The sequence below is a fragment of the Fusobacterium sp. genome, from assembly GCF_030528405.1.
In the GTDB taxonomy this organism is placed as follows: Bacteria; Fusobacteriota; Fusobacteriia; order Fusobacteriales; family Fusobacteriaceae; genus Fusobacterium.
In genome coordinates this window covers 43,882-64,084 of the sequence record NZ_JAUMYY010000003.1, presented here as the reverse complement: position 1 = coordinate 64,084, position 20,203 = coordinate 43,882, and the positions used below count along the sequence as shown (strand labels likewise).

20 protein-coding genes are annotated in these 20,203 nt (G+C 30.5%); 6 read left to right on the top strand and 14 right to left on the bottom strand.

Going from position 1 to position 20,203, the window contains the following annotated elements; genetic code table 11:
- Positions 1 to 182: 182 nt before the first annotated feature.
- From fusA to Q4A58_RS01080, 10 genes are all read right to left on the bottom strand, one after another.
- Positions 183 to 2,249 carry an elongation factor G gene (fusA, locus tag Q4A58_RS01125; RefSeq protein WP_303115766.1) on the bottom strand — a complete coding sequence of 689 codons (2,067 nt, stop codon included), beginning with the start codon at positions 2,247 to 2,249 and terminating at the stop codon, positions 183 to 185.
- A 232-nt stretch (positions 2,250 to 2,481) separates the two neighbouring features.
- The gene (locus Q4A58_RS01120; RefSeq protein ID WP_303115763.1) at positions 2,482 to 3,792 is read right to left on the bottom strand and encodes an RnfABCDGE type electron transport complex subunit B; all 1,311 of its coding nucleotides are present in this window, start codon (positions 3,790 to 3,792) and stop codon (positions 2,482 to 2,484) included.
- 29 nt (positions 3,793 to 3,821) lie between these two features.
- Positions 3,822 to 4,406 (bottom strand): electron transport complex subunit RsxA, encoded by a 585-nt coding sequence (rsxA, locus tag Q4A58_RS01115; RefSeq protein WP_303115761.1) that lies wholly within the window; start codon positions 4,404 to 4,406, stop codon positions 3,822 to 3,824.
- Positions 4,406 to 5,020 (bottom strand): electron transport complex subunit RsxE, encoded by a 615-nt coding sequence (rsxE, locus tag Q4A58_RS01110; protein ID WP_303115759.1) that lies wholly within the window; start codon positions 5,018 to 5,020, stop codon positions 4,406 to 4,408. The genes rsxA and rsxE overlap by 1 nt, the downstream gene beginning before the upstream one ends.
- Positions 5,020 to 5,553, bottom strand: coding sequence for an RnfABCDGE type electron transport complex subunit G (locus Q4A58_RS01105; protein ID WP_303115757.1), 534 nt, complete (start codon positions 5,551 to 5,553; stop codon positions 5,020 to 5,022). The genes rsxE and Q4A58_RS01105 overlap by 1 nt, the downstream gene beginning before the upstream one ends.
- On the bottom strand, positions 5,543 to 6,487 hold the full coding sequence (locus Q4A58_RS01100; protein WP_303115753.1) for an RnfABCDGE type electron transport complex subunit D: 945 nt from the start codon (positions 6,485 to 6,487) through the stop codon (positions 5,543 to 5,545). Before Q4A58_RS01100 ends, Q4A58_RS01105 begins: the two co-directional genes overlap by 11 nt.
- 27 nt (positions 6,488 to 6,514) lie before the next feature.
- Complete coding sequence (gene rsxC / locus Q4A58_RS01095; RefSeq protein ID WP_303115768.1) at positions 6,515 to 7,822, bottom strand: electron transport complex subunit RsxC; 1,308 nt, start codon at positions 7,820 to 7,822, stop codon at positions 6,515 to 6,517.
- 65 nt (positions 7,823 to 7,887) lie between these two features.
- Positions 7,888 to 8,460 (bottom strand): aminoacyl-tRNA hydrolase, encoded by a 573-nt coding sequence (gene pth, locus Q4A58_RS01090; protein WP_303115750.1) that lies wholly within the window; start codon positions 8,458 to 8,460, stop codon positions 7,888 to 7,890.
- 134 nt (positions 8,461 to 8,594) lie between these two features.
- Positions 8,595 to 9,236 (bottom strand): OmpA family protein, encoded by a 642-nt coding sequence (locus Q4A58_RS01085; RefSeq protein WP_303115748.1) that lies wholly within the window; start codon positions 9,234 to 9,236, stop codon positions 8,595 to 8,597.
- 85 nt (positions 9,237 to 9,321) lie between these two features.
- Positions 9,322 to 9,948 carry a hypothetical protein gene (locus tag Q4A58_RS01080; RefSeq protein WP_303115745.1) on the bottom strand — a complete coding sequence of 209 codons (627 nt, stop codon included), beginning with the start codon at positions 9,946 to 9,948 and terminating at the stop codon, positions 9,322 to 9,324.
- 133 nt (positions 9,949 to 10,081) lie between these two features.
- On the opposite strand from Q4A58_RS01080, the gene Q4A58_RS01075 reads away from it, so the two are divergent.
- From Q4A58_RS01075 to Q4A58_RS01060, 4 genes are all read left to right on the top strand, one after another.
- Positions 10,082 to 10,792: a YoaK family protein gene (locus Q4A58_RS01075; protein ID WP_303115742.1), complete on the top strand. Its 711-nt coding sequence runs from the start codon at positions 10,082 to 10,084 to the stop codon at positions 10,790 to 10,792.
- A gap of 287 nt (positions 10,793 to 11,079) precedes the next feature.
- A complete protein-coding gene (locus Q4A58_RS01070; RefSeq protein WP_303115740.1) occupies positions 11,080 to 11,382 on the top strand; it encodes a helix-turn-helix transcriptional regulator in 303 nt (100 codons plus the stop codon).
- Entirely contained in the window at positions 11,379 to 13,790 is a 2,412-nt protein-coding gene (locus Q4A58_RS01065; protein WP_303115738.1) for an FAD-dependent oxidoreductase, read from the top strand. The genes Q4A58_RS01070 and Q4A58_RS01065 overlap by 4 nt, the downstream gene beginning before the upstream one ends.
- Before the next feature lie 75 nt (positions 13,791 to 13,865).
- On the top strand, positions 13,866 to 14,624 hold the full coding sequence (locus Q4A58_RS01060; protein WP_303115736.1) for an HAD-IIA family hydrolase: 759 nt from the start codon (positions 13,866 to 13,868) through the stop codon (positions 14,622 to 14,624).
- 143 nt (positions 14,625 to 14,767) lie between these two features.
- On the opposite strand, the gene nagE is transcribed toward Q4A58_RS01060, so the two are convergent.
- Positions 14,768 to 16,237, bottom strand: coding sequence for an N-acetylglucosamine-specific PTS transporter subunit IIBC (nagE, locus tag Q4A58_RS01055; RefSeq protein ID WP_303115733.1), 1,470 nt, complete (start codon positions 16,235 to 16,237; stop codon positions 14,768 to 14,770).
- A gap of 245 nt (positions 16,238 to 16,482) precedes the next feature.
- On the opposite strand from nagE, the gene Q4A58_RS01050 reads away from it, so the two are divergent.
- Positions 16,483 to 16,902, top strand: a complete 420-nt coding sequence (locus Q4A58_RS01050) for an NfeD family protein (RefSeq protein WP_303115730.1) — start codon at positions 16,483 to 16,485, stop codon at positions 16,900 to 16,902.
- 14 nt (positions 16,903 to 16,916) lie between these two features.
- The gene (locus Q4A58_RS01045) at positions 16,917 to 17,801 is read left to right on the top strand and encodes an SPFH domain-containing protein (protein ID WP_303115728.1); all 885 of its coding nucleotides are present in this window, start codon (positions 16,917 to 16,919) and stop codon (positions 17,799 to 17,801) included.
- A 58-nt stretch (positions 17,802 to 17,859) separates the two neighbouring features.
- Here the strand turns inward: Q4A58_RS01045 and Q4A58_RS01040 are convergent, their stop codons facing one another.
- The 3 genes from Q4A58_RS01040 to Q4A58_RS01030 are packed head-to-tail and all read right to left on the bottom strand — an operon-like array spanning position 17,860 to position 20,113.
- On the bottom strand, positions 17,860 to 18,756 hold the full coding sequence (locus Q4A58_RS01040; protein WP_303115725.1) for a haloacid dehalogenase-like hydrolase: 897 nt from the start codon (positions 18,754 to 18,756) through the stop codon (positions 17,860 to 17,862).
- A gap of 32 nt (positions 18,757 to 18,788) precedes the next feature.
- On the bottom strand, positions 18,789 to 19,262 hold the full coding sequence (locus tag Q4A58_RS01035) for a polymer-forming cytoskeletal protein (RefSeq protein WP_303115722.1): 474 nt from the start codon (positions 19,260 to 19,262) through the stop codon (positions 18,789 to 18,791).
- Positions 19,226 to 20,113, bottom strand: a complete 888-nt coding sequence (locus tag Q4A58_RS01030; protein ID WP_303115720.1) for a M23 family metallopeptidase — start codon at positions 20,111 to 20,113, stop codon at positions 19,226 to 19,228. The genes Q4A58_RS01035 and Q4A58_RS01030 overlap by 37 nt, the downstream gene beginning before the upstream one ends.
- Positions 20,114 to 20,203 lie beyond the last annotated feature (90 nt).

The window sequence follows — 20,203 nt, the reverse complement described above, 5'->3', positions numbered from 1 at the left end:
TTTTATTTAAAATTATTTTATTATTTATTTTTTGAATTTGAAATATAGAAAATTTCCTGCTTTGCATTTTTTTAATTAGGGAGAAAAGGAAAAATTTTTTATTAAAAAAAAATAGCTCCATTTTTTTCTGGAACTATTTTTGAGAATTTATTTAATTTTTATCATTTGATATAAGCAAATTTTTACTTATCCTTAGCTCTTTCCTCTATAATTCTTTTTGATATATTTTCAGGCAGTTCTTCATATCTAACAAACTCATATGAAAATTCTCCCCTACCCTGTGTTAAAGCTCTTAAATCTATAGAATATTTTAGAATTTCAGCTTCTGGAACTTCTGCTAAAAGAACTTGCTCTCCATATTCATTTGGCTCCATACCTAAAACTCTACCTCTTCTTTTATTTAAGTCCCCCATAACATCTCCAAGATAATCTTCAGGAATTATAATTTCCATTTTTACAACGGGCTCCAGTAAAACAGGCTTTGCCTTCTCCATTCCATTTTTAAAGGCAAGTATTGCAGCTAATTTAAATGATAATTCATTGGAGTCAACAGCATGATAGCTTCCATCATAAAGAGTTGCTTTAAAATTTATAACTGGATAGCCTGCTAAGCATCCTTTTTCCTTAGCTTCTATAAGCCCCTTTTCAACAGCTGGAATATAGTTTTTAGGAACTACTCCTCCCTTTATTTCATCCACAAATTCAAATTCCTCTTCTGAATGCTCAAATTTTATAAAAACATCTCCAAACTGCCCTGCACCACCTGATTGTTTTTTATGCTTTCCTTGCACCTCAGATTTGCCAAGTATAGTTTCACGATAAGAAACTATAACATCTTCAACTGCAGCATGTACTCCGAATTTATTTTTTATCTTGCATAAAATTATATAAATGTGCTTTTCTCCTTGCCCACCTATCAGAAGTTGCTTTGTTTCATAGTTTCTTGTCATCACAAATGTAGGGTCTTCTTCCATCATCTTTTGTAAACAAGTGCTTAGTTTTTCATCATCATTTTTCTCAGCTGGAACAATTCCAGAAAAAATATTAGGCTTAGGGAAATTTATTTTATTAAAAACAACAGAGAGAGATTTATCACAAAGAGTATCACCTGTTTGAGTATATTGAAGCTTAGTCGTAGCACCTATATCTCCTGCATAAAGTGCCTCCACTTCCATCTGTTTGCTTCCCTGCATAGTTATAACCTGTGATATTCTTTCTTTTTTATTCTTGCTTGTGTTTAAAACCTCAGCATCCTTTCTAAGAACTCCAGAGTTTACTTTAAAGAAAGATATCTTTCCTATAAAAGGGTCAACTAAAGTTTTAAAAACTATTGCTGAGAATGGATTTTCTTCAGTTATTTTTATAGTTTTATCTGCTTGGGTAACAGGATCTTTTCCTATTCTTTCACCACTGAATAATTCAGTTGGACATGGCATATATAATTTTATAAAATCAAGCAATGTATGTATTCCTATTCCCTGAGAAGCCGAACCTACAATGACAGGAACTATATCTCCATATACAACTCCCTTATGTAAGCCTTTTATAATTTCTTCCCTTGTAAACTCTTCACCAGAGAAATACTTCTCCATTAATTCCTCATCAGTTTCAGCCACAGCTTCAAACAAAAGGTTTCTCACTTCTGACACATCTATATCAGTTGGAATAGGAGCATCTATACATTCTTTTCCATTAAAAACTCTCCCCTTTAAATCAACAACATTTACGAAACCTTTAAATTCTTCTTTTTCTCCTATTGGAATGCAAAATGGAGCTATTTTCTTTCCAAATTTTTCTTTTAATTCAACTAGTAATTTTGGATAGTTCACATAGCCTTTATCCATTTTATTTATAAATATTATTCTTGGTAATTTCCTTTCTTCTAGCATTCTCCACGCTTTTTCAGTTCCAACTTCTACTCCTGCTGTTGCATCTAAAACAAGTATTGAAGAACCTGAAACTCTAAGAGAAGACACAACTTCTCCAACGAAGTCAAAATAACCAGGAGTATCTAAAAAATTAAATTTACAATCTTCATGTTCAATAGGTATAAGAGATGTATTTATTGAAAATAGTCTACGAATTTCCTCCTTATCAAAATCAGAAACTGTAGTCCCCGCTTCTATATCTCCCTTTTTTTTAATATAATCTTTCACATAAAGTAGAGATTCAATCAATGTAGTTTTTCCAGAACCTCTATGTCCTAGTAAAGAGATATTCCTGATATCAGCCGTTTTAAAAACTTTCATACATTTTGCCCCCTTTATAATTTTGTTTACCTATTAATATAATAATATAATTTAAAAATTATATATTTTTTACATTTTATACTTTTTTATATGCAGTAGTCAATAAATATTTCTTAAATTTGCACTTTTTTATTATTTTTTTTACAAATTCGTATTTTGCCCCTTTTGTTCTATAAGTTTAAATTTTATTTTAAAAATTAAATAGCTCCTAAAAAGGAGCTATTTTCAAAATTTATTTTACTTCTTCATTTAATACTTTAGCAATTTCCTCATTATGTTCAGGAACACAAAGCCCATCTCCCAATACACTACAATAGTTTGCAGCTTCATCAGCCTTAGCTCTCTCTTCTGGGCTCAATTCTTTTTTTTCTACTTTAGGTTGCTCTAAAATTTCATCTAAAGCTCCTGACTTTATTATTTCTTCATTTTGCTCTGGAACACAAAGTCCATCACCTAATACAGAGCAGTAATTTGCTGCCTGTTCCTCTTTTTCTTTTTCGCTGACAATTACTTTTTCTTTCTTTTCTTCAACATTTTTTTCTACAGCTGGACTTAAAGCTGGCATTGTTGCTGGATCTGGCACTGCTTTTCCTGCTTTTATTTCTTCGTAAAATTTTATTAACTCATCTTTTTTTACTTTCTTTGCCAATTCTTCCAGCTTAGTCATCTTTTCTTCGTCTTTCGCATCAAAAGCTTCCTTATATGAATTTAATGACTTTTTGTTTTTCTCTATAAATTCTTTTGTTGCAGAAATCATCTCTATAATTGGTGCAGCTCCCATTGTTGCTGGATCTGGTACTGCTAATCCTTTTTTTATTTCTTCGTAGTATTTTAATAATTCATCTTTTTTTACTTTCTTTGCTAACTCTTCCAGCTTAGTCATCTTTTCTTCATCTTTTGCATCAAAAGCTTCTTTAAATGAATTTAATGATTTTTTATTTTTCTCTATAAACTCTTTAGACGCTGTTATAGAAGGAAGTGCTGCTCCTGATGCAGCTGGCGCATTAGGATCTGGAACTATCATTCCAGCTTTTATTTCATCATAATATTTTAATAATTCATCTTTTTTTACTTTCTTTGCTAACTCTTCTAGTTTAGTCATCTTTTCTTCGTCTTTTGCATCAAAAGCTTCCTTATATGAATTAAGTGACTTTTTATTCTTCTCTATAAATTCCTTAGAAGCTGTTATTGCTGGTGCAGAACTTGGTACTGCAGGTTTAGGAGCTGGTTTTTTCTTTTCTGGCTTTTTCTTAACTGGCATCTCAACAGCAACTCCCATTATATCTCCTATAGCCTGAGCTACTTTTGGTCCACCAGGTGCACATAAAGTCATACTTATTCCTTCTTCCACAACTCCTATGGCATAACCTGTACATCCTGGATATCCACATCCTCCACAATTTACCCCAGGCAATATAGCCATTATAGCTTCTACTTTTGGATCTACTTCCACTTCAAATTTCTTTGAAGCAAATGCAAGGAATAGACCCATTAAAATTCCAGTTATTCCCATAATAACAACTGGCATCATAATCGCTTCCATATAAACCTCCAAATCTATGTATTATTTCACTAAATTTGCATTCCACTAAATCCCATAAATGCCATTGCCAATAAACCTGCAGTTACAAAAGCTATCGGTATACCTCTAAAGTTTTTAGGTATATCCCCAAATTCCATTTTTTCTCTTATTCCTGCTAGCAAAAGAAGTGCCAATGAGAAGCCTATTGCAACACCAAAACCATTAACTATTGTTTCTATGAAATTATATTCTGATTGTATATTTATTATGGCAACTCCAAGAACAGCACAGTTTGTTGTTATAAGAGGTAAAAATACTCCCAATGCCTTATATAAGCTTGGAGATGTTTTTTGTATTGCCATCTCAACAAATTGTACCAGAGAAGCTATTATTAATATGAAAGATATAGTTTGTAAATATTCTAATCCAAGAGGTTTTAAAATAAATGTATAAACTATCCATGTCACAGCAGAAGCAATTGTTATTACAAATGTAACTGCCATACCCATACCCAATGAAGAATCAATTTTCTTTGATACTCCCATAAATGGGCAACAACCTAGAAATTTTGCAAATATTATATTATTTATAAATATTGAACTTATTATTATACTAAATAATCCACCTATACTCATTACTTAGCCTCCTTCTTCTTAGGTTTTCTATTTTTTAAAACATTCATACAGGCAAGTATAACTCCTATTGTTATAAATCCTCCTGGTGCCAATACAAATATCAAAGCTGGTTGAAAATTTTCAGGAACTAAAGCTATACCAAAAATAGAACCATTTCCTAAAACTTCTCTAACTCCTCCTAAGAAAGTTAATGCCAATGTAAAACCTATCCCTGAACCTATACCATCAAGTATTGACTCTATTACTCCATTTTTTGCAGCAAAACTTTCTGCTCTTCCAAGAACTATACAGTTTACAACTATAAGTGGAATAAATAAACCTAATACCTTATATAAATCAGGTGTATATGCATTCATTACCATATCAACCACAGTAACCAGTGATGCTATAATTATTATATATGCTGGTATTCTAACTTGTGATGGTATAAATTTTTTAAAAAGAGATACTAAAAAATTAGAACAAGTTAGAACGGCTATAACTGCTAATCCCATTGAAAGACCATTTATTGCACTACCTGTTACTCCAAGTGTCGGACATAAGCCTAATAATAAAACAAAAACTGGATTTTCTTTTAATATACCTGCGGTAAGTACTTGACCATATTTTTTCATTATTCACTCACCTCTGTTTCAAATACTTTTAGAGCATTCATCATTCCAGTATAGACAGCCTTTGGAGAAATTGTAGCTCCTGCAAAAGCATCTACTGATTTATCAAATTCATATGAAGATGTTCTACCCTTCCAAAGCGCTAGCCATTCTGGGTTAGTTATTTTTGCTCCTAATCCTGGTGTTTCTGCATTACTAACTACATTTAATCCTGTAATTTTTGCTTCATTATCTATACCTAAAACAAATTTTATATCTCCACCATAACCAGGAGATGTTACAGATGCTACATAACCAACAACTTCTCCTGACTCATTAACTCCTGGAATATATTCTATTCCTTGAGCTTCTTTCTTCTCCTCTTGCTTAAAATCAACAGCTATTGGAAGAACTTCTCTTCTTGCTTCATTAACTACCTTTATAGCATTTTCTGCAATAACTTTACTTGTAAAGCTGTTGACTCCTCCTAAAATTCCAGCTGAAACAGCTGCTATTATCCCAAGAACTAGTCCAAAGTGAACATATCTATTTTCCATTTTTCATCACCCCGCCAAATTTCTTAGGTCTTATATATCTATCAATTAAAGGCACAACTCCATTCATTATCAAAATTGCATAAGCTGTCCCTTCTGGATAACCACCTTTTATTCTTATTAAAGATATTAAAATTCCTAATCCTAATGCAAATACTACTCTTCCCTTATCTGTAACTGGGCTTGTCACCATATCTGTAGCCATAAAAAAGGCTCCTAAATACAGTCCACCTGAAAATATTTGCATAACTGGATCTGCACCCATAAGCGCAGTTAAAGCAAAAACCGTTCCTATCATAACCGTTGGAACTTTCCAATCTATATGTTTTTTATAAATTAAATAAAGACCACCTAATAATAGTGCAAATGATGATGTTTCTCCTAAACAACCTCCCATTCTTCCTAGAAAAGCTTCCAGATATTGATTTCCGTTGTTTAATAATGCATCTGTAAGAGGTATTCCCCTTTTCATTGCATCTAAAACAGTTGCTCCTGCCTTTCCATCATAGGCAAAAGTTGTTATTGCAACGGGCCATGAGGCTTGAACAAAAGCTCTTCCTACCAAAGCTGGGTTAAATATATTATGCCCCAACCCTCCATAGACCATTTTTCCTAATGCTATAGCAACAACTGCACCTACTACAACATATTGTAGAGGCATTATTACTGGAACTACAAAGGCAAATAATATTCCTGTTATTATTGCACTTCCATCAAATATATTTATATCCTGCTTCAAAGCTTTCTGGCAAATATATTCAGTCACCATACAAGTTAAAACAGAGACAGATGTTAATATTAAAGCTCTTACTCCAAAAGAGTAAATCGCCATAAGAAAGGCTGGTATCAAAGCTATTACAACATCATACATAACTGATTCTACAGTTTCTGATGTTCTAATATGAGGAGCCGGCCCAGTTTTTAATATCGTACTCACTTTATTCCTCCTTAAATTTAGTTTAATCTATTTCTTTTTCGCTCTTAATTTTGATTTTCCTGTTTTTATTGCTTCAGCTAAAGGTCTACTAGCAGGACAAGTATAAGCACAAGACCCACATTCTATACAATCCATTAGATTGTGTTCTGCCATCTCATCCCATAATTTAGCTGCAGCAAGTCTATCATATGTAAGTGGAGAAAGCCCCATAGGACAAGCTGTAACACATTTAGAACAACTTATACATGGTCTTGTTTTATATGGCTTCATCTCCTCTAAAGTCAATGCTAAAAGTCCTGAAGTTCCCTTTATTATTGTTGCATCTTCTGTCATCTGTGCAAGCCCCATCATAGGACCACCCATAACTAATCTCTCCATTTTATCTCTTTCTATTCCACAGTGATCAAGCACATAAGAAAATGGAGTTCCTATTGCAACTTTTAAATTTTTTGGAGTTTTAATAGCTTTTCCAGAAACTGTCACTATTTTTTCTATCAATGGTATTCCATTTACAATAGCCTCATATACAGCAGCAGCTGTTCCTGTGTTCTGTACAACAACTCCTACTGCTGACGGTAACTGTCCTGAAGGAACTTTTCTATTTAAAATAGCCTTTATAAGTTGTTTTTCTCCACCTTGTGGATATTTAGTTTTTAATGCCACAATTTCTATTCCTGTCCCTTCAGCTGCTTTTTTCATACTTTCTATTGCCTCTGGTTTATTATCCTCTATACCAACATAGGCTTTTCTTACATCTAAAATTTTCTTTATTATTTTTATACCCTCTATAATAGATTTAGGATTTTCCAGCATAAGTCTATTATCTGAATTTAAATATGGTTCACACTCAGCTCCATTTAATAATAAAGTATCAATTTTAACATTTGCTGGTGGATTTAGTTTCACATGAGTTGGAAATGTTGCTCCACCTATACCAACTATTCCCTTTTCCTTAATCATATTTAGCAAAGTTTGTCTATCAGCATTTTCCCAATCTTCTATTTTAGAAAGCTCTGCCCATTTTTCTTCACCATCATTTTCAATAAAAACTGTCATAGTTTTTCCAGATAAAGGAAATACTCTACTTTCAATTTTCTTTACAGTTCCACTAACTGGAGAATGAATCGGTGCTGCAAGCCCTTCTGCTTCTGCTATTTTTTGCCCTTTCAATACCTTATCACCAACCTGAACAATAGGGTTCAAAGGAACTCCTATATGTTGTAAAAGCGGCACATATAGCTCATTTGGAGATGCTAGTCGCTCTGTTTGCATTTTTTCAGTCTGTAGTTTATTTTCAGGGGGATGAACTCCGCCTCTGAAACCAAAAAATTTCATCATTAACACTCCTTTCATTTAATAGTTTATCTTCCACTAAAGAATTTTAACACATATATCGTTATTTAACAAGGTATTATTTTTTTCTTATTATATATTTGCATTACTTGTGGTAAATTTTGAACACTTATTATTGCTTCTATACAACTTACTATTTCAGTCAATATTTCATCTAATTCTTTTTGTTCAGTCTGATTAAACTTACCAAGCACATGTTCAACTGCATTATTTTTTTTATTTCCTATGCCACATTTTATCCTTATAAAATTTTCTCCCACATGTGAAATAATAGATTTTATTCCATTATGACCACCAGAACTCCCCCTATCTTTTACTCTCAGTTGTCCAAAAGGTAAGTCCATATCATCATATATAACAATTATATCTTCCTTCGGATCTAATTTATAAAAATTTAATATTTCTATAATAGAATTTCCACTTAAATTCATAAATGTCTGTGGTTTTAAGAAGATAATTTTCTCTCCTTTTATATTTGTTTCACTTATAAGAGCTTGGAATTTTGATTTCTCATCAAGTCCATATTTTTTTATAAGCATATCTATAGCCATAAAACCTATATTATGTCTTGTATTTTCATATTGTTTCCCAGGATTTCCTAAGCCAATAACAATTTTCATATCTGCTCTCCTTATCTTTTTTCATACCTTATATTTTAATCTATTTTACCTATATTTACAATAATAAAAAAAGACTGCTGTATTTTTAGAAAAAATCTAGTTTACAACAGTCTAACTACTTATATTTTTTATTTTTAATTCAACGGAACTATTTTTACCTCAACTCTTCTATTTGCCTGCTTCCCTGCTTCCGTTGTATTAGTTGCTATAGGATTACTCTTTCCATAGCCTGTAACTATAATTCTATTTCTTTCAACTCCCTTAGATATCAAATAATTTGCAACGCTAGCTGCTCTTCTTTCTGAAAGAGCTTGATTATGAGCATCTCCTCCTGTGCTATCAGTATAACCATTTACTAATATTCTGCTTTCAGGATATTGAACTAAAACATTGGCTATGTCATTTAAAGATGCATAAAAACTTGAAGATATCTTTGCACTATCACTTGCAAAAGTAACCCCTCCAGGTAAATTAATATTTAAATTTTCTCCCTCTCTTGAAACTTTTACTGGACTATCCTTTAAAGAATCCTTCAATGCTGCTTCTTGTCTATCTAAATAAGCTCCCCAAGTAAGTCCTAATAAACTTCCAACTCCAGCTCCTATTAAGGTAGACTTTGTGTCTTTACCTATTAATTGACCTACTAATGCACCTGCTGCTGCACCTCCAACTGTTCCTTTTCCTCTTCCAGAGAAACCTCCAAGATCATCTGCTGCTGTACAACCTACCAATGTTGTTGCTATTAATAAAGATGATATTATTTTTTTTCCTTTCATCTGACAGTCCTCCTAAATCTTATAAAAAATAAAATATTACTATTACTATATTATTAGACTTATATACTTTTTATAAAGTTTAATCTTAAAAATAAAAACTCACAAAGCCTCCATCATTTTTTATAGTTCTATACCATAAACTCAAATTTATCTTTTTTATTTCCCTATCATCTAAAATTTTTAAAAAGTATTCCTCCTTGCCTTCAAAATTATCTTTAAACAGTTCATATACTGTAACCCAATGCCACTTATCTAAAATATTTTCTTCTCCATTGCAGAGATTTAAAAAAGCTACTGGTCTATTATTAGAAATTTCATTTTTTAAATAGGATATTATTTCCTCCAATGAAATTTTATTCTTTATATCTATATCAATATAACTGTATTTTATATCTATATTTCTATCTTTAAAATATTTCAATATGCCATCATAAAAAAGTTTAGTTGAATTTAAACCCTTACCTTTTATCGGGGGTAAATATTTCCATAATTCTTCCATTTTAGGTAGAACATCTACTATTTCTAATTTTTTAAAATTTTTACACTGTTCATAGTAAGTCAAAATAGTTGAAGCCACTGTTGCTCCACAGCCAGCTAAAACTTGATAATCATCTTTGAACCATTCTTGAGTAAAACCATAGCTTTTCCCTTTTTCTGTTTCAACATCATTTACATCTAAAAATTCTCTGTTTTTTATACTATACCTTTCCATAAGTCTACTCCTTCAAAAACTTCTGCCTATATTATAGCATTTTAATAAAAAAATCAATAAATTTTTCTAATTAGAATTTCTTATTTATGTTATAATGTAAATTATTTATAAGAGTATCAATAAGGAGAACTCCATGTATAAAAAACTAAAAAATTTTTTTAATAATAACATCGCTTTTCCACCAAATGAAAGACTTTGGCTTTTTTCATCTTTAGTCTTTGTAGGTGGTTATTTAGGCGGTTTTACTTTTTCATTAAAAGGTAAACTCTTTGTAAATGCACAAACTGGAAATATGATTTTACTTTCGTCAGGCATAGGAAATTTTGATAGCCTTGTCATCAAAAATACTTTTATCCTACTCCTAGTTTATTTTATTGCTCTTATGCTTGCTGAGTATCTTTCAAAAAAAATTAATGAGAAAAAAAATTATATTTGGGAGAGATTTTTGCTAATTTTTTCTCTTATAGTAACCTTAGTTTTAGGTTTCCTACCAGAAAATATAGCCTTTGAAGTTTTTCTTTATCCAATAGCTTTTATTGTCGCCATGCAATTTGCCACATTTGAAAAAGCTCATGGAATGGGAATGGCAACTGGTTTTTGCACCAACCATTTAAAACAAACTGCTACTAATCTTGTAAGATATTTAAGAACTAAAAATAAAGAAAAGTTAATCTTTTCATTGAGCCATCTAATTATGATAATTTCTTTTATAAGTGGTGCTTCCCTTGCTTTTTACTTAAGCTCTGTTTTTTTTAATCGTTCCATTTGGCTAGCTACTTTTCTCTTTTTATTAATTTTTTATTATTTTAATAAATCTATCAAAGAGTATAAAAAGCTTTTTTAATTTAAAAATATTTTTTACGGCGACAACAGTCGCTTTTTTTAATATCTAGGAAAGTTATTTATCGAATAATCAAAAAAAACTTAGTTTTTGAAGGGTGGAAGCTTTAAGGCATTTTGTTAGTGAGGCTCAGTCAATATAATTTTCTTTTTTATATAAAAAATTATAGAGTATCAACTAATAATTTCTGTAAAATTTCTAAAATATAGCAATTTTTTATTTGAAAAAAATAACAAATTATGATATAAATATATTATAATATTATTATATAATTATGTAAGGAGCTTTATATGAGTAAAGAAAAACAAATTTTAGAAGTTGCTGAAATTTTTAAGTTACTTTCTAATCCTTTAAGATTGGGCATAGTATGCTACTTATCTGAGAGAGGCAAATTGAATGTAAATGAACTGAGAGAGCTGTTTCCTAAATATTCCCAACCTTCGATTTCACAACAGCTACAAATTTTAAAATCAAATAAATTATTAAAAGATGAAAAAGAAGGTCAGTTTGTTTATTATTCTGTATTAGATTTGCGTATGTCAAAATTTATGAATCTACTTCGTGAATTATATTGTGAGGAGGATAAAAAATGAAGAAAAAAATTCTTATTGTAGGTGCTGTTGCAGGAGGAGCAAGTGCTGCAACAAGATTGAGAAGACTGTCTGAAAATTTTGAAATTATTATGTTTGATAGGGGAGAATACCCTTCTTTTGCTAACTGCGGTCTACCTTATCACATAGGTGGTATTATAGCCGATAGAGATAGTTTAATTATACAGACACCTGAAAGTTTTAAAAATCGATTTAACATAGATGTCAGAATTTTTTCAAATGTAATAAAAGTTTCAGCTTCTGAAAAATTTATAAGTGTCCAGAAAAAATCTGGGGAAATATATGAGGAAACTTTTGACTATTTAATCTTATCCCCAGGTGCAAAACCCTTTATACCAAAAATAGAAGGAATAGAATCAGATAAGATTTGTACACTTAGAAATATACCAGATATGGATAAAATAATTAAAAAAATTAAGTCTGAAAATGTTAAATCTGTCGCTGTTATAGGAGGAGGATTTATTGGTGTAGAGATGGCAGAAAATTTAAGACACTTAAGCCTTCAAACTCATTTAATAGAAGCTGCTCCACATATACTATCTCCTTTTGACTCAGATTTCTCAGAAGAATTAGAAGAAAAAATGAAAGAGAATAATATTTTGTTACATCTTTCAAAAAAAGTTATAAAATTTTATGATAAGGATAAAGCTATAGATATTTTTTTAGATGACAACAATAAAATTTCTGTTGACTTAGTCATCTCAGCAATAGGCGTTCAGCCTGACACAGATTTTTTAAAAGACAGTGGAATAATTTTAAACGAAAGAGGAAATATAATTGTCAATGAATACTTAGAAACTAATTTTAAAAATATTTATGCTCTTGGTGATGCTATACCAGGTTTTGCATTAGCTGGACCTGCAAACCGACAAGGTAGAATAGTTGCCAATAATATAGCTGGACAAAAAGAAAAATATAAAAAAAGTATGGGAACTTCCATTATAAAAATTTTTGATATGGTTGCTGCTGCCACAGGTAAGAATGAAAGAATATTAAAACAGGAGAAAATTAATTATTCCACTGTTATTTTTTATCCCAATTCTCATGCAGGCTACTATCCTAACGCGACTCAATTACATTGTAAAATACTTTTCGAAAAAGATAGCGGACAAATATTAGGTGCACAAACTGTGGGCTATGAGGGAGTGGATAAATTTATAGATTCTATTGCCACTACTATGCACTTTAAAGGCACGATATACGATTTGTCTGAATTAGAACTTTGCTATGCTCCTCCATTTGGCAGTGCTAAATCAATACCTAATATGGGAGGCTTCATTGCTAGAAACATATATGAAAATTTTGTAGCTGTAATTGCTTCTGAGGAGGAAATGAAACTCTTCAATCCAGAAAAGCATATACTTTTAGATGTTAGAACTGAAGAAGAAGTCGCAACAACATCTATAAAAAATACTCTTTTTATACCTGTTGATGAACTGCGTAACAATTTGGAAAAATTAAATAAAGAAAAGGAAATCTGGGTTTTTTGTGCTGTTGGTCTTCGTGGTTATATAGCAGCTAGAATTTTAACTCAAGCTGGATTTAAAGTAAAAAATATTTCTGGTGGATATAAAATGCTTTCAAAGTACTTTAAAATTTCTAACAGAGATGATTCTGCGGCTCAAGGTGGAAAACATATAGAAAATAATGATATTTTAGATATTGAGGAACTAAATTTAACAGGTCTTGCGTGTCCAGGCCCATTATTAACTTTAAAAACAAAGATGGAGGGTCTTTCCTTAGGTCAAAAAATAAGGGTTATTGCTTCTGATCCTGCTTTTAGAAACGATGTGCAAGCTTGGGCTAAATCAAGTGGAAATAAAATATTATCTATAACAAATAATAAAGGTCTTATAAATGTTATTTTAGAAAAAGATTCATCTCAAAATATTAAAGAAAATACTAGAATAAAAGAAGATAAAAATAATATGACTCTTATATTTTTTAGTGGCGACTATGATAAAGCTATAGCTTCATTGATTTTAGCTAATGGTGCTGTTGCCATGGGTAAAAAAGTTACTATCTTTTTTACATTCTGGGGACTTTCTCTTCTAAAGAAAGAAAAAACTGTTAAGATAAAAAAATCTTTCTTAGATAAAATGTTTGCTCTTTGCTTACCTAGTTCTTGGAGAAAACTTCCTCTTTCTAAAATGAATTTTGCTGGTATGGGGAGAAAAATGATGGAGCTCGTTATGAGAAAAAAAGGATTGATTTCCTTAGCTGAACTTTTAGAAGAAGCTAAGAAAAATAATATAAATATGATTGCTTGCACAATGTCTATGGAGGCTATGGGTATTAGTAAAGAGGAATTGATTGAAGGAATTGATTTTGGTGGAGTTGCTCAATATCTTGGAGAAGCAGATGAAGCAAATACTAATCTTTTTATCTAATATCTATAGCATAACTTGAAATTTCTTTGCTTTTTTTCTATAATCTATATAAAAATATTTTATTGAGGTAAAAAAATGAAAACATATGTTATTGATTTAGATGGAACTATGTATAGTGGAAATAAAAATATTGACGGTGCTAAAGAATTTATAATTTACTTACAACAAAAAGGTATTCCATATATTTTTTTAACTAATAATGCAACAAGAACTAGAAAACAAGCTAAGGAGCATATGTTAAATTTAGGTTTTAAAAATATAAAAGAGGAAGATTTCTTCACTTCAGCCATAGCTTCCGCTAAATATATTGCTAAAAATTTTCCTGAAAGAAAATGTTTTGCTATTGGCGAAGAAGGACTGATTGAAGCTTTAAAAGATGAAGGTTTTTCTTTAGTTGAAGATAATGCTGATTTTGTCTTTGTAGGGCTTGATAGAAATGCTGACTACAAAAAATATTCCACTGCTATTCACAGTATATTAAATGGTGCAAAATTCATTGCAACAAACACTGATAGACTCTTACCAAATAATGGTAAATTTGATGCTGGAAATGGCTCAGTAGTAGCTATGCTTGAATATGCTACTCAAAGTGAAAGTATAAAAATAGGTAAACCCTACTCAAAAATTTTAGAAATGCTATTTGTTGAATATAATCTAAAAAAAGAAGATATAATCTTAATTGGAGATAATTTAGAAACTGATATAAAACTTGGTTATGACTCTAAAATTGAAACTGTAATGGTTTGTACTGGAGTCCACTCTAAAAAAGATATAGATAAATTTAAAATTTATCCAACAATCTATATTAATAATTTAAAAGAACTGATTGAATAAAAATATATTTAATTTCTGATTTAGCTATAGACACATATAAAAGAAACTAGTGCAAATTTGCACTAGTTTCTTTATTTATACTTCTAAGATATTTAATATACTATCTATTACCTTTCATTTAAAATATGATTTTTATTTGACTTTTATTTTCCCAATAATCTTTTGATTTCATCAGCTACAAATTCAACTTGTGGACCAATTATAACTTGAACTGCATTTTTTGAAGGTTTTAATATTCCAGGAACTAATTTTTTTATTTTTACCTCATCCACATTTGCACTTTCTTTAACTCTTAATCTCAATCTAGTTGTACAGTAATCAACTTCTTCTATATTTTCAGCTCCACCTAATAGAGGGATTATACTTGATGCTAATTGACTATGAGAAACTTTTGTATTTTTTTCTTCTATAATTTCTTCCTCTGTATCTTCTCTTCCTGGAGTTTTTAAATTAAACATCTTTATCGCTGTAACAAATATTAAGTAATAGATTACAAAGAAAACTAGACCTAATATAAGTAACATAAATGGACTATTTGCATTTGGATTCTTTAAAGATAATACAAAATCTACAAATCCTGCTGAGAAACCAAAACCTGCCATCCAATTAAATGAAGCTGCTAAAAATACTGCAATTCCTGTTAACACAGCATGCAATAGATATAGAGCTGGAGCAACAAACATAAATGCAAACTCAACTGGTTCTGTTACACCCGTAAAGAAACTAGTGAAACCTGCTGCCATCATTATAGATGCTATTTTAGTTTTATTTTCTGATTTTGATGTTTGAATAAATGCAAGACAAGCTCCTAAAAGTCCAAACATCATAATTGGGAAAAATCCTGCTTGGTACATTCCAACATGGTATGTCCCTTCTAATACTGCTGGTAAATCTGCATATGCAAGTTCAGGACTTCCCCAGAATCTTCCTATATCATTTATTCCAGCCACATTAAACCAGAAAACTGAGTTTAGTGCATGGTGTAAACCAACTGGAATTAAAAGTCTGTTTAAGAAACCATATACACCTGCTCCTACAGCTCCCATTTTAGCTATGCTAGTTCCAAATCCAACTAGACCTGCAAATATAACTGGCCATACATAAAGTAGTATAAAAGAAACAAATATCATCACAACCGATGTTAAAATAGGAACAAATCTCTTTCCACTAAAAAATGCTAAAAATCTTGGTAATTCTACATTAGAAAATCTATTGTATAACTCTCCTGAGATAACACCACAAAGTATTCCAATAAATTGGTTATTTATTCTACCAAAGGCAGGAGACACCTCTTCAATAGGAGTTCCAGTAATTTGAGCTACTGCACCCTTTGAAAGCAAGGTAGTAACAACTTGAAAGGCTACTAAACCAGTAAGAGCTGCTGCACCATTTTTATCCTTTGAAAGCCCATAAGCAACTCCTATAGCAAATAAGATAGGCATATTATCAATTATAGCTGCCCCTGCTTTTATTAAAAATGCTGCTAATTGGCTATTTGCACCCCAACCTGTAGGATCTATCCAGTAACCTATACCCATAAGTATTGCCGCTGCAGGTAGAACAGCAACTGGTACCATTAACGCTTTTCCTATTTTTTGTAAATAACTAAACATACTACTTCCTCCTTATTTTATAATATAATTCATAAAAATTAATTTAAAAAGAATTTTTAATTCATTTTTTATTATTATAGCATATTTTTCATTTTTTGCTATGTATTTTTTATAACTGTATTTTTATTAAACATTCTTAAAAAAAAGATTACGCTATTTACCTTTGAATATAGATAATAATTTATTTTCTACAAAGTACTGTACTCTTATGCTATAATAAATAAAAAATATAGTGAGGTGTTATTATGGGAAGTACATTTTGGCTTATTTTAACTTTTATTTTCGTTATTCTTGAGATACTTATTCCTACTCTTATTACAATTTGGTTTGCAATTGCAGCTATATTTACTGTTATTGTTGCCTTTGCTTTTAAAAATTTAAATTTTGAAATTTTAACATTTACAATTCTTTCTATATTTTTTATGCTCTTTACAAGACCTTATGCTAAAAAATACCTTTCAAAAAATAAAGAAAATTTTGATGCTTCAATGGTAGGTACTAAAGTTAGTATTGAAAAAGTTGTTGATACAAGTCATAGGGAAAAAATTTATGAAGTTAAATTTAAAGGCTCTATATGGACTGCAATAAGCTCTGATACTTTTAGCAAAAATGACATAGTCATTATAGATGAATTTAAAGGTAATAAAATTATTATAAAAAAATAATTGAGGAGGTTTTTATGTTTTATATTCCATTTTTTATTTTGTTATTAGTTCTTATAACTTTTATAGCTTTAAAAGCTATAAAAATAATTCCTGAATCTCAAGTTTATATAGTAGAAAAGTTAGGGAAATATTCTTCTACTCTTCGTTCAGGGCTTAATTTTATCAATCCTTTTTTTGATAGGGTTTCAAGAATTGTATCTTTAAAAGAGCAGGTTGTTGACTTTGAGCCTCAAGCTGTTATAACTAAAGATAATGCCACTATGCAAATTGATACTGTTGTTTATTTTCAAATTACTGATCCTAAGCTTTATACTTATGGAGTTGAAAGACCTATCTCTGCTATTGAAAATTTGACTGCTACCACTTTAAGAAATATAATTGGAGATATGACAGTTGATGAAACACTTACTTCAAGAGATATAATCAATACTAAAATGCGTCAAGAATTAGATGAAGCTACTGATCCTTGGGGAATAAAAGTAAACAGAGTTGAATTAAAATCTATTCTCCCTCCAAATGATATCAGAGTTGCAATGGAAAAAGAAATGAAGGCCGAAAGAGAAAAGAGAGCTAAAATTCTTGAAGCTCAAGCCTTAAGAGAGTCTGCTATTTTAGTTGCTGAAGGAGAAAAGCGTTCCGCTATTTTAAGGGCTGAGGCAGAAAAGGAAGTTAGAATTAAAGAAGCTGAAGGAAAAGCTCAAGCTATTTTAGAAATACAAAAAGCCCAAGCTGAAGCAATAAAAGTATTAAATAGCGCTAAACCAGAGAAAGAAATTCTAGCTTTAAAGTCGCTTGAAACATTTGAAAAAGTTTCCAATGGTCAAGCAACTAAAATTATAATTCCTAGTGAATTACAAAATTTAGCTGGATTAGTGAAATCTATTAGAGAAATTGACTAAAATTTAAAAGGGATTGTTGCAAAATTTATAAAATCTTAAAATACAACAATCCCTTTTCTTATCTATTTATAGAAGCTGCAATAAGCCTTATAGTATGTCTTGTTCCTCTCAGTGCCAAAGACATTTCAAAAATATTCTCATAAGGTGCTATTCCCGAATGACTTCCATCTCCTATATGTTGAATATCTGCTCCTGCAATTTTATTCTGTATAGCTATTTCTCTTATCATTTCTTTTCTTCCACTCTCTTGGCTTGTCCCTATTGCAGTCATAATTAAACAATTATGTCTTTTAACAAAATTTACGATCTCTACTAATTTATCCTGTGTAAATCCAGGAATAGTTCCAACTGCTGGAACCATAATAACATCCGCTCCACTTTCAATAAACTCTTTTATAGATGCTAGATTTATAAAATCCTCATCAACTCCAGAACCATGCATTTTCCCAGCTATGATAAGTCCATTAAAAAACTCCTTTGCTAATTTTACTGCCTTTGCAATTTCTCTGTTACTCACACCAGTTGCTGGATTTCCTGTCAAACAAATAAAATCAAATCCTAGTTCACTAGCTTCTTTTAATGACTCTTTTGAGCATATTCTTCCCTTAGGGATTAAATCTATTTTTTCTAACATTGAAGCAGAGAAATCAACAGGTTCTAAATTTACGCCTATAGGTCTACCCACTAATTTTTTTAGCAAATTTATCGGATCTTTACTTTCTTCTAAACCCCAAATAAATTTTTTATCCATATCAAATGTATTTAACAAAATTAAATCAGCTCCAAAGGCACGTGCAACTTCACTGTTTGTTATCCCATGTGAAAAAGGTTCCTGTGTCACTATATTTTCTGAAACTATTGTTCTACCTTCATTGGCTTTTATTGCTGATTTTAACTCTTCTTTTGTAATATTTATAAAATCACTAGAAAAACAATTTAGTAAACGCTTCTGCATATTCATTTCTCCTCAAAAAATAAAATTTTGCCTTAGTCTTCTTCTGGCTCTTCTTCAAATGAATCTTCACTCTTACTTTCTAATTTTAATTTTTCTTCTTCATTCACAGGATTGATTTTAGTTTTTTTTGTTCCTTCAAACAAACCTCCCTCCTGTATGACAAAAACATTAGATATTATATTAGCAAAAACTTTCCCTGTTTTACCAATTTCCACTCTTTCAGCACTTACTTCTCCAAAAACTTCTCCGTCAACTAATAGTGATTCTGTGTCTATATTTCCCTTCACTCTTCCTGTAATTCCAATATGAACAAGACTCTCACTTTTTATATCTCCTTCTAAAACTCCTTCCAATTGAAACATTGATGCTGTCTCTATTGTTCCCTTTATAAGAGTTTCTTTAGAGATTAAACAAACACTATTTACTTCATTTTCTCTCGTTGCTAAGCTAGTACTTGCCCCCTCGTCCTTTAATTTTTTCCCATTATCGTTAGAAAATAATCCCATGGCACACTCCTTTCATTTTCAAAAACTATATTAAATTGTTTCTTGTTCCATTCTATAAAATTTTGTGGATTAATAGGTAAGCCCTTATATCTAACTTCATAGTAAAGATGCGGTTCAGCTGATATACTAGACTTTCCTCCAAGTGCAATAACTTTACCTTTTCCAACTATTTCTCCAAATTTGACATAGACCTTATCTAAATATGCATAAGCAGTTTGAAAGCCATACATATGATCTACCACTACCACATATCCATAACCTTCTTTCTTCCCTGCATAGCTAACCTTGCCTATAGCTGTTGACATAACATCATTCCCAACTGTAAGTCTTAAATCAATACCTTGATGCAACTTTTTTTGATTGCTTGCTGATTGTGATTTTATTCCAAAAGCTTTCATTATATCTATTTCACCATTCAATGGATTACCACTTGGAATAATATTAAGCATAACTTCTTTTTTTTCATCAGGAAGATTGTTTATAGTCTCAAAACTAAGCTTTTTTAAATCTTTTAACTCTTTTTCTTTTCTTAGTCTTTCTTCCTCCAAGCCTTCTTGCTTTTTTCTCTCCTCTTCTTCTTTAACTGACTGCTCTTCTTTATATTTTTCAGCTAAAATAATACTTTCCCTTGTATTTTCAACATATTTTTGAAATTCAATATATTTTTTCCATAAAAAAAATATTGTAAAACTTATAAAAATAAGCATAAAAAAGAAAATTAACTTTTTCAATCTCTTAAAATCTATATTTTTCTTTTTTTTACTTTCTTCACTTAGACCAAAAATTTCTTCTATCTTCTGTTTCTTTAAAAATTCTAACTGATATATTTGATTTTTACTTTTTTCATTCATAATATTTCTACCTATAAAATTCTTATAAATTATCTTTTTATCTCTATTTTTACTTATTCATTCTAAAAACTCACATTTTTAAATGATTGT